The organism is Streptomyces sp. RG80, assembly GCF_040446465.1.
Taxonomy (GTDB): domain Bacteria; phylum Actinomycetota; class Actinomycetes; order Streptomycetales; family Streptomycetaceae; genus Streptomyces.
In genome coordinates this window covers 25,592-38,423 of sequence record NZ_JBEAAJ010000022.1, presented here as the reverse complement: position 1 = coordinate 38,423, position 12,832 = coordinate 25,592, and the positions used below count along the sequence as shown (strand labels likewise).

Genomic DNA, 12,832 nt, shown 5'->3' with positions numbered 1-12,832 from the left:
CACCCCATGACCCTCCAGTTGAGGATCGAGCGAGGCAACCCCACTCCCGAGGAGTTGGCCGCGGTCATAGCGGTACTCCACCAGCGTCTGAGCGCCGCGCCCCAGGCCACGGACGCGGCTCGCCGACCACCCACGGCGGCCCGCTGGCACCGCCAGCAGCCCACCCCGTTCCAGCCCCGAGCCTGGCGCAGCATCCAGTTCCAACGAGCGGCCTGACCCGCCCCCTCACTAGAGAAGGACTTGAAGATGCCCATATCCCAGGACGAGGCCGGCTTGGAAACCCTGACCCGCCAACTCCAGCTCCTCAACGACCGCCTGGAGCTCACCCAGCTCTGCGACCGCTACGTCCACCACCTCGACAAGGACCGCGGCAGCGACGCCTGGCTGGAGAGGATTTTCACCGAGGACGTCCACCTGTCGTTCCCCTTCGGGGAGTTCAAGGGTCTGGAAGGCCTCGCGGACTTCCAGCAGATGGCCCGTACGACGTTCGCCCGCACCCACCACATCAGCGCGAACCACACCGTCGACCTCGACGGCGACGAGGCCCGCGTGGCCGCCCACCTGACAGCCGTTCACGTACGCCAGGCAGACGTACCGGCGGCCGACTTCACCATCGGCGGCCACTACGAGGCCGAGGCCCGCCGCACCCCCCACGGCTGGCGCATCCACCGCTTCGTCTTCGACCTCGTCTGGCAGTCCGGCGACGCCCCGGGCGCCAAGACGGCAGCCGCCTGAAATCTCCAGCGAAACTCGACCGGCCCTGTGGAAGCCTGACTGAGTGAGCGCCAGCGACACGACCCCACAGCCGCCCTGGAGTGACGAATGAAGCAAGGCCCGCTGTTCACGATCGCACGCTGGATAGGCCTGCTCTTCGGCGGCGTCTTCACCGGATTCCTGGTCTGCGTACTGATCCTGGAGAACTCCCTGCGCGACTACGACGCCAAGGTCTACACCCAGGTCCGCCAGGTGGAACTCGACTCCCTGGACACCCTGGCCTCGGCCACCCTGATCCCGACGATCATCGCGACGGCGATCCTGGTGATAGGCGCCTGGAAGACAAAGGGCAAGGACCTCTACGTCCCTCTCGCGGCCCTGGCCCTGTTCCTCCTGATCCTGATCCTGACGATCGCGGTGAACCTCCCGATCAACGCGGACCAGAACGACTGGACGGTCACGTCCCCGCCGTCGGACTGGGCAGACGTGAGGGACAAGTGGCAGGCGTCCCACGCGGTACGCACCGTTGCCTCCCTGGCGGCCTTCGCCCTGCTGTCCTTCTCCGCGATCACCCACCGAACGCAGCCCCCGACGACCAGCCCCACCGAAACCCCCCTGGCCACTCGCTCCTAGCCAGGCCACAGCCCCCAGACACCACAACGCGTCCGGCCCGCCAGCACCAGCTGGCGGGCCGGACGCGTTCGCGACCCACAAGGACACGACATGCCCGCCTACGTCATAGCCGAGGCCGAACTGACCGGCGACCCCGAGACGGTGGCCACCTACAGCGCCAAACTCGTCTCCACGATCGAACCCCACGGCGGCCGCTACCTGGTCCGCGGCGCCCCCTGGCAGATCCTCGAAGGCGAAAGCAAAGCCTTCACCGGCGTCATAGAGTTCCCGACCCCCGAAGCAGCCCGACAGTGGTACGACTCCCCGGCCTACCAGGAGATCGTCCCCTTGCGCGTCCGCAACACCAGGGGCAGGATCCTGATCTTCGAAGGCGTCCCAGCCGCCTGACCCCGACATCCCCACGGCTCCCGCCGCACCGGACTCCCCGGTGCGGCGGGAGCTTTTTCGCGTTTCCGGGCGGCCCTTGAAAAGGCGTACAGACCGGGTCCTGAGCATCTGGACATTTCCGGGCCGCAAGGGCTCCCGGGTGTTAGATGAAGTGCGTACCCCGACATCCTTCACGACGCGCGGGAGAGGTAGTTCGACATGGTTCACACCGCTGGTCCACGCGACATGTTCACCTCGGCGCCGGTGATTGCGGACGGAGGCGATGTCGTGCTGTCTCTCGCCGACGAGAAGTGGCAGTAAGACCTCTGCCACCTGCCGCCGACCCACAGCTACGGGGCCGTCCGAACGCCGGACGGCCCCGCTGGTGTCTACCGGACCGGACCGGACAGGACCGGGCCCGCCCGCGCTCAGCGCAGGCTCGGCACCCCCCGGCGCGCCGACCGCACCGTCGCCCCCGCCTCCGGCCGCGCCTCGGCCGCTCGCCGTCCCCGCCAGACCCCCGGCCGGACCTCTGTCCAGCCCGGGTGGACGGAGCCGTCCCGCAGCCGGACCAGCCAGCGTCGTGCGTAGGCCTCCAGACGGCGGTCGTCCAGCGTGCCGGCGAGGGCGAGGCACTCCCGGAAGTGACGCTCGGCGGCCGCGGATCCCTCGGCGTCCAGGGCGTGCAGGCCGAGCACCCGATGGGCCTCGAAGCAGCCGCGGACGTCACCGGGCGCCCGGAGGGTGGGCGCGACGAGACCGGCAGCGACGGAGCCGGCGCCGTCGCCCAGCCGCACATCGGCCAGCCCGGCCAGAGCGCGGCTGCGCTCGGCGTCGTCGGCCTCCGGGCAGGCCAGCACCTGCTCGTACAGCTCCCGTGCCTCCTCGCACCGCTGCCGCTGCCAGGCCAGGTCGCCCAGCGAGCGCAGCAGCCGGGCCCGGCCCGCCTCGTCCGGCAGGTGCGCGGCGGCGTCCAGGGCCAGGGTGTGCGTGTGCTTCCAGGCGTCCCAGGCCGCCAGCGCCTCCAGGAAGGCGCTCATGGCGTCGGCCATCCGCAAGGTCTGCGCCCACAGGCCCGCGCCGTGGACCTGGTCGAGCAGCGTGACGAGGTCCGGCCGCCGGCGGGTGAACCAGTCCAGCGGGTGCAGTCCCTCGACGCGGGTGGCGCGTTGCGCGCTCGCGATCCGGTCGGCCGCCGCCTCGCTCAGCCGGGTCAGGGCGGCGCGCAGCCGCGCCGGCTCCTCCTCGCCGAGGGCCTCGCCGGCGGTCAGACGCTGGAGCGGGGGGAACCGGTGGGCGGTGCCGTCCGGGGAAGCGGCCAGCAGGCCGGCCGCGACCAGGGACCGTACGCGGCGCTCGGCATCCTGCCGAGGTACGCCGAGAGCGACCGCGGCGTCCGCGCCGGTGAACGGTCCCGGTGGCAGCAGGCTCAGCAGCCGGGCCGTACGGCGCTCCTCCTCGGACGCCGCCGCGTACGCGGCGTACAGCGAGCGGCCGTGCTCCTCGTCGAGGGCGCGCAGGGCCGCCGGGCGACTGACGGCGACCGACAGCCGGGTGGCGATGTCGGCGGGGGAGCGGTGCGGGTTCAGCGCCAGATGCTGTGCGACGGCACGCAGCGCACCGGGGAAGCGTTCGCACTGGTCGGCGAGCCGGTCCCAGACGTCCCCCGCGGCGGGCTCGTTCGAGGGTGCCTCCGGCCCGTCCAGGAGCGCCTCGGCGCCCTGGTGCGCAGTGGGGGCGCGGCCGGACGCCGTGAGCAGCAGCTCGCGGGCGTCGGCGGGCGACAGCTCCTCGAGAGCCAGGACGGGTCCCTCGACGCCGGGCAGCGCGGCGGGCCCGGTGACCAGCGTCGTGCAGCCCGTGGGCAGGGGCAGCAGCGCGCGCAGTTGCCCGGCGTCCACCGCGTCGTCCAGGACCAGCAACAGACGGCGCCCCTCGGTCAGCCGGTGCAGGGTGTCGCGCGCGGCCGCCACGGAGTGCGAGGGCGGGTCGACGCTGCCAAGGGCACGCAGCACCGCGAGCGGGACCCGCTCCGCCGGCAGCGCACGCCCCGACTCGTCGCGCAGCCCGACCAGGACGCGCCCGTCGGGGAACAGCTCCGCCACGCGATGTGCCGCGCTCACGGCGAGCGCGGTCTTGCCCATCCCCGCCGGGCCGGTCACCTGGACGCAGCCCCCGCCGGGCAGGTGGCGCAGCCATCCGGCGAGCTGCTCCAGCTGATCCTCGCGGCCCGTGAAGAACTGTTTGGCGAAAGGGAACCGAGCCGGCGTCGGCACGTCGGAGGGGGACTGCTCGGTGTCGGTCGCCGCGGACGGCCGGTCCCGGTCGACGGTGATCCGCTGCTGCCGCCTGGCCGCCGGCTGGAGCAGCGCCGGGTCACCGGTCAGGATGCGGCCGTGCAGCTGCTGGAGTCGCCGGCCGGGCTCGATCGCCAGCTCCTGGACCAGGGTGCGCCGCAGCTCGCCGAAGGTGCGCAGCGCGTCCGCCTGCCGACCGGTGCGGTACAGCGCCACCATCAGGTGCGCGTGGAAGTCCTCGTGCAGCGGCAGCTCGGTGGTCAACGCCTGGAGCTCGCCGAGGATCTCCTGATGCCGGCCCAGCTGGAGTTCGGCGCGCACCCGCTGTTCGAGGGCGGCGATACGGGCCTCGGCGAGCCGGACGGACATGCTCTTCAGCAGGCTGCCGTGCGGGGTGTCCGACAGCAGCGGCCCGCGCCACAGGGCGAGCGCCTGCCGCTGGAGATCGGCGGCGGCCGCGTGGTCCCCCTGGCCGAGCTCCTCGCGGCCCCGACGGTGCAGCTCCTCGAAGACCGCGAGGTCCAGCTGGCCGGGGTCCACACGCAGCAGATAGCCGGGGGCGCGGGTGAGCAGGGCGTCGCGCCCCAGCTCCGGCTGGACGTCCTGGAGCAGCTTGCGCAGCTGGGAGATGTACACCTGCAGCGTGGTCATCGCGGTGCGCGGCGGCTGTTCGCCCCACAGCTCGTCGATCAACCCGTCGACGGAGACGACCTCGTTGGCGCGCACCAGCAGCGTCGACAGCACCACCCGCACCTTCGCGGCGCGCGGTGTCACCGTCCGGGCGTCGGCCGCCGTGGACACCTCCAGAGGCCCCAGCACCTTGAATCGCATACGAGAACCCCCGCTCTTCGACGTCGGTACGGGACGTGCCGACCCCCTGATCCGGACAGGCACACCCAGTCTCCCGGCTCACGCGCGGTTTCGCTGAGAAGAGCCCCGTGCGAGGGGCTGTTCGCAAGTGTCTCTTTAGCCGGTCTCGACAGGATCCGGACCGAGAACACAGTGCCGTGCGGAGCGGGCCGCGGTGCCGAAGCGCGTCAGAGGGGGCCGACTTGAGTTCTTCTTCCACGATCACGGCCACCCTCACCCGGCCGTCGCGGGCCGGCGCGGAGCCGGATCCGGCGGCGGCGCGTGAGCGGGTGCGGCGGCTCGAGGCCCTGCTGGGCGACCCGGCCGAGGACGGCAACCCCTGCGGCCACCGGACCCTGCTCGCCGCCGACCGGGCCGGGGTGATCTGCGACCCGGCCGAGGCGGTGCTGGACTCCTTCGGGATGAACGAGGAGTTCGTCCCCACCGCTCTGGGCGGCCGCTACGACTCGGCCGAGACCCTGCTCCAGGTGATGCGGGCGGTCTTCCGCCGGGACGTGGGCCTCGGCATGGGGTACGGCATGACCACCTTCACCGCCGCCAACCACGTATGGCTGCGGGGAACCGCCCCGCAACAGCGCGTGCTGGCGGGGCAGTTGCTGAGCGGCTCCAGGGCGTCCCTGGCCCCGCACGAGACCGCCCACGCCAACGACTTCGTCCGCGGCCGGGTGCGTGGCGTCCGCCGGCCCGGGGGACTGTCGGTGACCGGGGCCAAGCAGGTCGTCAACAACCTGCAACGGGCCGACGCGCTCGTCATGGTGCTGTCCACCGCGCAGGGACCCGACGGCGGTCGGCTGTCCACGCTGCTGCTGGACCCGCGTGAGCTGCCGCCCGACCGGTTCGAGGTCACCGGCCGGCCGGACTTCGACCTGGTGGGACTGCGGGGCTACTTCCGCACCGGTGCCCGTTTCACCGACTGCCCGGTGCCCGAGAGCGCCCTGCTCGGGCCGCCGGGCAGCGGCGCGACCACATCGCTGCTCGCCTCCCGGACGAGCCGCACCCTGGTCTCCTCCCTCGCGGTCGCGGCCGTCGACACCGGTCTGCGCACCGCCCTGCACGCAGGCCGCGGCCAGGTCCCGGGCGCCGGCGTCGACGCGGCCCCGGACCCGCACAGCACGGCGGCGACCCTCACATGGGCGTTCGTCGATCTGCTGCTGTACGACAGCCTGGCGGTGGTGACCACCCGGGCGCTGCACCTGCGGCCCGCCGAGACCAGCCTGTACGCGGCTGCCCTCAAGTCGCTGCTGCCGAAGGTCCTTCGGGACACCCTCCACGACCTGGCCGGCGTGCTCGGCTCCCGGATCTACACCCGTGAGGGCCCGGCCGGCGTCTTCCACAAGCACCTGCGCGACGTGCCGATCATCAGCCTCGGACACGCGGGTACGGCCGCCTGCCAGGCCACGATCATCCCGCAACTGCCGCTGCTGGCCCGCCGCGCGTGGTTCGCGGGTGAGCAGGCCCCGGCCGCGATGTTCCGTCCGGGCGACCCCCTGCCGCCGTTGTCCTACGACGCACCCGTGCTGACGGACGGACGGGACGGCCTGAGCGCCTCGCTGTCGGCGACCGTCGCCGAACTGCCCACCGGCGATGCGGTGCACAGCGCCCTGCGCACCCTGGCCGAGCGGATGGTCGACGAACTGCGGGACCTGCGCGGCCGGGTGCTCGCGCTGGAGCCGCCCGGCCCGCAGGGCACCGTCGGTGCGGCGTGGTTCGCCCTCGCCGACCGCTATGTCCTGGTGCTGGCCGCGGCCGCGGTGCTCGGGGTGTGGCGCCGCGGTGACGCGCACCGAGAGCCCTTCCTCGCCGATCCGGCGTGGGCGGCCGCCGCGCTGTACCGCATCGCCGGCCGCCTCGGCGTCAGGGACGTCGAGCTGCCCGCGGAGTGCCTGACACGGGTGCACCGGGAGGTGCTGGCCCGGTTCCGCGACCCGCACGGCTTCGACCTCTACAACATGCCGCTGGCCGGCTGACGCCCCCGCACGGGCGGGACGACGCCACACCCGCCACGGAAGTGAGGAGTTGACCGATGGACTGTCTGCCGCGCCCGTCACCGGGCGAGCCGATCGCCATGACGCCCGAGGGCGCCGACTGGTCGCCGCTCCGCGCCGACCTGCGCCGTCACGGCACCGCGCTGGTGCACGGCCGCCTCACCGACTGGCAGGTGCCGCCCGGCGAGGAGCACCTGCTGCACGAGGTGCTGGGCCGTGACCTGCCGAGCCATCTCGCGCTCGGCCACGCGGACCTGCGCGCCCGCTACGCCGCCTCACGCCGCCTGCTGAAACGGGCGGCCGCCGCCGCGCTGGGCGTCCACCCCGCCGACCTGGAGCTGTCGTACGGTCCCACCGGGCGCCCCTCCCTGCGGGGCTTCGACCAGATCGACATCAGCCTCAGCCACACCGCGGACCTGCTCCTGGTCGGCCTGACCACCCGGGGGCTGATCGGGGTGGACGCCGAGCCCGCCTCCCGGCAGCTGTACCGCAGAGGTCTGCGGCGGCACACCTGCACCCCGCAGGAGAGCCGGGACCTGGAGCAGCTGCCCGAGGAGGACCGGGACGGCGCCCTGCTGCGGCTGTGGACGCTGAAGGAGGCCTACAGCAAGGCGATCGGACAGGGCTTGGCGTTCCGGTTCACGGAGTTCGGCTTCGGCCCCGCCGACGAGCCGGTCCGCGTCAACCGGCCCGACGGCCGTGCGGGCACCGGCGCCGAGTGGTCCTTCTCCACCCACACCGTCGACGTGGGCGGAGCCGCCTTCGTGGTGAGCGCGGCCGTCCACGACACCGGTCTGGGCCGCACGCTCGACACCGAGGTCGCCACGATGCTCGATCCGGAGACGGTCACCGCCATCACCGGGGCACTGGCCGCGGTCGGCTGACGGGGTACGGAGACCGCCCGTCGACGAGGCGGGGCGGTGGCCGCTCACAGGTCCTCCACCACCGTGGCGACCGCTTCCAGTACGGCACGTCCGGACTGGGCCAGGGTCAAGGTCACCGGGCTGAGCCTGCGGCCCTCGGCGTCCCGTGCGCACAGGCCGACCACCGCCGAGCACCGCATCGGCAGATCCGGCTCCGCGTACCCGCGGAAGTGGACCTTCAGCGAGCCCAGGGTGCACCGGTCGGTGGCCAGATGGTGCATCCGGCCGGCGGCGAGCAGGGAGGTCTGGCGCAACGCCTCCAGCTGGACCAGGCCCGGCACATGACCCTCGGCCGACCCGTCCGGCAACGGCCAGCCCTCGGGTACGCGCACGGTGGCCGACAACCGGCCGTGGGTGAGCTCGAAGGGGCCGTGCACGAGGACGGTGTCCGGGTGACTGCGCCCCACCTCGGCGGGGTCGGCCGGCCGTCCTGCGGCGGGCTCGCCGTCGGACGCGGCCAGGACCGTCGCGAGGCTGAGCACACGGTGGTTGCGGTGCACCACCGGCGGCAGGAAGACCACGTCGGCGCTGCCCGAGCCGCACGGCACGTCGTCGATGCTCAGCAGGGCGGCGAACCGCAGGGCGCGTGGCACCCCGTCGATGACCTTGTCGGGGCGCACCCGCAACTCGCTGGTCAGCAGCGGGGCACGGTCGCCCGCGCCCGCGGCGGTGCGCCAGGCGGAGATGTCCTGGGTGGCGACGGCGATCCGGTAGAAGACGGCGGTGCGGTTGGCGGGCACCGAGAAATGGGTCTGCCCGATGAACTCGCCGGTCTCCCGGACCATGTCGACGGCCGTCTGCAGATCGTGGAAACGGTGGGATCCGGCTGCCAGCAGTGGGTGGGCGGTGGGCAGTTCCCCGGTCAGTACGAACTCCTGGCCGTGGTCGGCGTCCGCGTCGGACAGGCCGAACGGCTCCCAGGAGCGCTGCCGGTGGATCAGGCCGCGCGGGGCGCCGCCGGGGGCCGGTGGGTCGGCCAGTGCGGAGGAACTCGAGCCGTCCACGCCGTCACCACCTTCCGTCGCGTTGCACCGCGATCCGGCCCTCCGGAAGGGGTTTCGGGCCGGACCGCGGTCTGTGTGCCGCCTGTACCAGGGTGGACGAGCCCGCCCCGACGGCACCAGCGCGGACCGGCGGCAGCAAGCTGCGCGGCAGCAACTTCCCCGCCGGGGACGCCCGTTGTCGTCCCCACCGACGGCCCGCTGTTCCCCCAGGTCAGGAGGGCTGTGGTGGGTCGGAGTCGCGGAACAGGCCCGAGAGCACCGCGTTCACCCCGGCCTGGAAACGGCTGGTGGCGTCCAACTCCTCCATGATCTCCGAGATGTGGCGACGGCAGGTGCGCACCGACATGCCGAGCCTGCGGGCCACCATCTCGTCCTTGTAGCCCTGCGCCATCAGCTTGACGACGGCCCACTTCAGGTCGTCGGAGATGTCGGTGTGTTCCTCGGCGTCGGGCTCGAACGGCGTGGCCTGCACCCACAGATGGTCGTAGAGCTTGCACAGGAAGGCCACCAGGGTGGGTTCGCGCACCACGATGGCTCCCGGCGGCCGCCCCTCGACGCCCTGCTCGGGCAGGAACACGATCTCCCGGTCGTAGATGATCATTCGGTCGATCAGTTGGTCCGTGGTGCGTACGTCGGCGCCGAGCGCGGTGACGTCGCGTATGTAGGCCGTGTTGGCGAGGTCCCCGCGCACGGTGTGCTGGTAGAGGTGCTGGACCCGGATGCCGCGGGCGAGGCGTTCGGCGGTGAGCGTGCGCGCGCTCTCCAGCAGATGGGTGGGGCGGGGGCCGCCGGGCTGGACGGTGAGCACCTCGGTGCGGCAGCGGTCGCCGCAGTCCTTCAGCAGCGCTTCGACGACGAGGTAGTCGCTGATGATGTCGAAGGACTCCATCGGATTGCGTCGGCGACGGCTCTCGAAGTAGGCGGGCAGCAGGGCGAGCAGGCCGTCACGGGTCCTCGAGACGGAGTGCTGGAGCTCGCGGATCTGTTCCTCGGCGGGCCCGACCAGGTTCGCGGCCGCCGCGTCGGGGCTCACCGGCACCAGGACGTCCGGCGAGCCGGGCATCGGACGCAGCAGGCACAGGTGCACGAGCCGTTGCCCGATCGTCTCCGCTTCCCGAAGGGGGATTCCGATCGCCTGGGCGATGTGATCGGGCGCGTAGCGACCGGCCTGGACGGCTTCCCGGTACGCCGACACCCCCCTCTCGTCCAGCTCGTCGAAAGCGGCGTCAGAAAGGGATATTTCCGGCATCCTGCGTTTACCCCCCGCGGAATGGAAATCAGTCGCCCGGCAACCTTACGGGCCTGGGCGCCGCTGCCGCGTCCTTTGGTCATCCGGCTCATGCACGCGGCCCTCGGCCCGCGCCCCACCCGGGATCAGGCGAGCCGGGCGGGAGGTTCGGCGGCGGGCCTGACGGGGACCGTGCGCGCGCCGGCGAGACCCAGCTCGACCGGATGACGGCCGGGCGGCGTCACCTCGCCGACGACGGCGGCATCACGGCCGTAGGGATGGGCGCGCAGCGCGGCCAGGACGTCGTCCGCGGCCTCGGCGGCGACGACGAGGCACACACAGCTCACGGTCGCCGCGTGCACCGGCTCCACGCCGAGCTCGTCGAGGGCCACCCGCACCTCGTAGTGCACCGGCAGCGCCGCCTCCGCCACCCGCATACCCAGACCCGTGGCGGACGCGTACGCGTGCAGCGTGCCCGACAGCCCGGCCCGGCCCACGACGCGCACCGCGCGCAGCGCCCCGCCGACCCGCGCCCCGCGCACCTGCTCCAGCAGTCCGGCGAGCGGCACGCACGCGGCGGAGACCACGCCCTCGTGCCCGAGCCCCGCCCGGGCCGACAGCAGATGGGCGCCGAACCCGCCGAGCGGGGCGCTGACCAGGAGGCGGTCGCCCGCGCGCGGCGGGGTCTCCTGGCCGGCGCCGGGGGAGAGCACCCCCAGTCCGGCGGTGTGCAGATAGATCTGGTCGGCCTCGCCCGCGCGCACCACACGGGCGTCCACGTCGAGCACCGCCACCCCGGCCGCCCGGGCCACGTCGCGGACCGAGTCGGCCACACGGCGCACCTGACGCAGCGGCAGCCCGGCCTCGACCACCGCCGACACCGACAGGCCGAGGGGACGGGCGCCCGCGGCCGCCAGTTCGTTGACCGCGCAGCACGCCGCGAGCTGGCCGATGTCGCCGTCGCCGTAGAACGGGGGGTCGGCCACGTACGTTCCCGACAGCAGCAGGGGCCGGCCCTCGCCCAGCGGCGGGCACGGGCCCCGCGCCTCCTCGAGCGCGTCCCGCAAGAACGTCCGCAGCCCGCCCCCGGCGAGGCCGTCGAGGTCGTCCGGCAGCGCGACGTGTCCGGCCAGGGTCGGGGCGGACCTGGGGGAGAAGGCACCACCGGCAGTCATGAGGGCTTGCCACCTCTTCGTACGGTCGACGGACAGAGGGCGGGCCGGACCGCTGAGACCGGTCCGGTCCGCGGTCGAGGACCCACAGGCCGCCGGCCGACCCCACGGCCACCCACCGACCCGTTCCGCGCCACGCGCCCCGCGCGCCGACCGGGCCCGCGGTCGCCCGCCGGGCTGTCGTGCGACGTGTGCCGCGCGTTCCCGCTCATCCGGCCTCCGCCGTCACCGCCTCTGCCTGGGCGGTGATCCGTCCCGCCTGGCGCAGCGTGAGGAGTGTCCGGGTCAGACGGCGGCCCGTGCCGTCGATTCCGCCGGGTTCGGCGCGGGCGGTGCACAGGAGCGGCAGATCCAGTTCGGCGTGGCCGCGCAGGTGCACCGACAGCCGGTTCAGGGCCGTCGGACAGGGCGTGGCCCCGTCGGAGGCGACCGCCAGCAACGCGCTCTGCCGCAGGGCCTCCACGAGCAGCAGCCCGGGCACCGAGTCGGTGGCCTCGGTGAAGAAGACCGGATGGGAGGGGTCCACCAGGACGGTCGTGGTGAGCGTCGCACCCCGGCGCACCGGCTGCGACACCACCACGCTGTCCGGGGTGCACCGGCCGACCAGCGAGGGGACGGCGGGCCGGCGGCCGGGACGCGGGCCGTCGTCGGCGCCTGTGCGGGCCAGCGCCGCGAGGCGACTGGTGGCGCGGTGGTTGCGGGCCACCGTCGGGGTGACGAAGACGAGTTCGGCCGAACCGCTGCAGCCCTCGGCGCCGTCGAGACGCAGGGTCCCGCCCAGCCGCAGACTGCGCGGCACACCGGCCACCGTCCGGGTCGGCTCGGCCCGCATCTCCAGGGCCAGCCGGGCGCCCTCGGCGCAGTCCTGCCAGACGGCCGGATCGGACAGGCGCAGCGCGAACCGGTAGAACAGCGCGGGCCGTTCGGCCGGCACCCCGAAGTTGCGGTGACCGACGTGCAGGCCGGCCCTGCGGATCAGTTCCACGAACATCAGCGGGTCGTGCGGGTTCGGGGTGTCGTTGAACAGCGGGTGTCCGACCGGCATGTCGTCGCGCAGGACGAAGTGCTGCTCACCGGCGGTCGGGACACTGCGCAAACGCTCGCCGGCCCGCAGGCGTCGGGCGCCGGGAGAGGTGGGGGGAGCGCCGAGGACTGCGTGCTGGGACATGGTCGGCTCCTCGGTCGGGGCGGGCCGATTGGTGCCCGGGGTCACGGGTGTGGTGGTGCCCGAAGACACAGGCGGTCCCACAGGACTGCGCACCAGCCTCACCGTCCGGCCGGCCGGGGCCAAGTACATGGCGATGGCAGCAAGTTGCGCCGCAGGCATTACCGCCCCCCACTCCCGCAGATCAGGACACCCCCCGACCCCGCCACCGACCCCCGCCCCGGACCCGCTTCCGAGGCCCGCCACCAAGGCCCCCGACCCCGTCACCGACCCCCGCCCCGGACCCGCTTCCGAGGCCCGCCACCAAGGCCCCCGACCCCGCCACCGACCCCCGCCCCGAGCCCGCTTCCGAGGCCCGCTACCAAGCCCTCCGAGCCCGCCACCAGGGGCCCCGACCCCGCGCCCCGGCCCCCGCCCCCGCCGAGCCCGCCACCGAGGTCCTCCCCGAGCCCCGCCGCCAACCCCCACCCCGCCC

At 73.7% G+C, this 12,832-nt stretch carries 11 protein-coding genes; 6 read left to right on the top strand and 5 right to left on the bottom strand.

What is annotated here, in order from left to right:
* Positions 1-6 precede the first annotated feature (6 nt).
* The 4 genes from ABKA17_RS46395 to ABKA17_RS46380 all read left to right on the top strand — a co-directional run bounded on the left by ABKA17_RS46395 (position 7) and on the right by ABKA17_RS46380 (position 1,734).
* Positions 7-216: an acyl-CoA carboxylase subunit epsilon gene (locus tag ABKA17_RS46395; RefSeq protein WP_353698505.1), complete on the top strand. Its 210-nt coding sequence runs from the start codon at positions 7-9 to the stop codon at positions 214-216.
* A gap of 30 nt (positions 217-246) precedes the next feature.
* Entirely contained in the window at positions 247-735 is a 489-nt protein-coding gene (locus ABKA17_RS46390) for a nuclear transport factor 2 family protein (protein ID WP_353698504.1), read from the top strand.
* 87 nt (positions 736-822) lie between these two features.
* Positions 823-1,347, top strand: a complete 525-nt coding sequence (locus tag ABKA17_RS46385; protein ID WP_353698503.1) for an anthrone oxygenase family protein — start codon at positions 823-825, stop codon at positions 1,345-1,347.
* Between the two features lie 90 nt (positions 1,348-1,437).
* Positions 1,438-1,734: a DUF1330 domain-containing protein gene (locus tag ABKA17_RS46380; protein ID WP_353698502.1), complete on the top strand. Its 297-nt coding sequence runs from the start codon at positions 1,438-1,440 to the stop codon at positions 1,732-1,734.
* A 407-nt stretch (positions 1,735-2,141) separates the two neighbouring features.
* Here the strand turns inward: ABKA17_RS46380 and ABKA17_RS46375 are convergent, their stop codons facing one another.
* Positions 2,142-4,841 (bottom strand): AfsR/SARP family transcriptional regulator, encoded by a 2,700-nt coding sequence (locus ABKA17_RS46375; RefSeq protein ID WP_353698501.1) that lies wholly within the window; start codon positions 4,839-4,841, stop codon positions 2,142-2,144.
* Positions 4,842-5,062: 221 nt separating this feature from the next.
* On the opposite strand from ABKA17_RS46375, the gene ABKA17_RS46370 reads away from it, so the two are divergent.
* Both ABKA17_RS46370 and ABKA17_RS46365 read left to right on the top strand, forming a co-directional pair.
* Positions 5,063-6,847 (top strand): acyl-CoA dehydrogenase family protein, encoded by a 1,785-nt coding sequence (locus ABKA17_RS46370; protein WP_353698500.1) that lies wholly within the window; start codon positions 5,063-5,065, stop codon positions 6,845-6,847.
* A 56-nt stretch (positions 6,848-6,903) separates the two neighbouring features.
* Positions 6,904-7,749: a 4'-phosphopantetheinyl transferase family protein gene (locus tag ABKA17_RS46365; protein ID WP_353698499.1), complete on the top strand. Its 846-nt coding sequence runs from the start codon at positions 6,904-6,906 to the stop codon at positions 7,747-7,749.
* Positions 7,750-7,793: 44 nt separating this feature from the next.
* Here ABKA17_RS46365 and ABKA17_RS46360 read toward each other — a convergent pair whose 3' ends face one another.
* From ABKA17_RS46360 to ABKA17_RS46345, 4 genes are all read right to left on the bottom strand, one after another.
* Positions 7,794-8,792, bottom strand: coding sequence for an AfsA-related hotdog domain-containing protein (locus ABKA17_RS46360; protein ID WP_353698498.1), 999 nt, complete (start codon positions 8,790-8,792; stop codon positions 7,794-7,796).
* A gap of 211 nt (positions 8,793-9,003) precedes the next feature.
* Positions 9,004-10,041 carry a LuxR C-terminal-related transcriptional regulator gene (locus ABKA17_RS46355; protein ID WP_353698497.1) on the bottom strand — a complete coding sequence of 346 codons (1,038 nt, stop codon included), beginning with the start codon at positions 10,039-10,041 and terminating at the stop codon, positions 9,004-9,006.
* 125 nt (positions 10,042-10,166) lie between these two features.
* Positions 10,167-11,195 carry an AIR synthase-related protein gene (locus ABKA17_RS46350; RefSeq protein WP_353698496.1) on the bottom strand — a complete coding sequence of 343 codons (1,029 nt, stop codon included), beginning with the start codon at positions 11,193-11,195 and terminating at the stop codon, positions 10,167-10,169.
* 205 nt (positions 11,196-11,400) lie between these two features.
* On the bottom strand, positions 11,401-12,360 hold the full coding sequence (locus ABKA17_RS46345) for an AfsA-related hotdog domain-containing protein (RefSeq protein WP_353698495.1): 960 nt from the start codon (positions 12,358-12,360) through the stop codon (positions 11,401-11,403).
* Positions 12,361-12,832: the final 472 nt, after the last annotated feature.

Bases quoted from the DNA above. Each gene is read 5' to 3' on its own strand.
- ABKA17_RS46395 (WP_353698505.1), top strand. From the start codon at position 7: ATGACCCTCCAGTTGAGGATCGAGCGAGGCAACCCCACTCCCGAGGAG.
- ABKA17_RS46390 (WP_353698504.1), top strand. From the start codon at position 247: ATGCCCATATCCCAGGACGAGGCCGGCTTGGAAACCCTGACCCGCCAA.
- ABKA17_RS46385 (WP_353698503.1), top strand. From the start codon at position 823: ATGAAGCAAGGCCCGCTGTTCACGATCGCACGCTGGATAGGCCTGCTC.
- ABKA17_RS46380 (WP_353698502.1), top strand. From the start codon at position 1,438: ATGCCCGCCTACGTCATAGCCGAGGCCGAACTGACCGGCGACCCCGAG.
- ABKA17_RS46375 (WP_353698501.1), bottom strand. From the start codon at position 4,841: ATGCGATTCAAGGTGCTGGGGCCTCTGGAGGTGTCCACGGCGGCCGAC.
- ABKA17_RS46365 (WP_353698499.1), top strand. From the start codon at position 6,904: ATGGACTGTCTGCCGCGCCCGTCACCGGGCGAGCCGATCGCCATGACG.
- ABKA17_RS46355 (WP_353698497.1), bottom strand. From the start codon at position 10,041: ATGCCGGAAATATCCCTTTCTGACGCCGCTTTCGACGAGCTGGACGAG.
- ABKA17_RS46350 (WP_353698496.1), bottom strand. From the start codon at position 11,195: ATGACTGCCGGTGGTGCCTTCTCCCCCAGGTCCGCCCCGACCCTGGCC.
- ABKA17_RS46345 (WP_353698495.1), bottom strand. From the start codon at position 12,360: ATGTCCCAGCACGCAGTCCTCGGCGCTCCCCCCACCTCTCCCGGCGCC.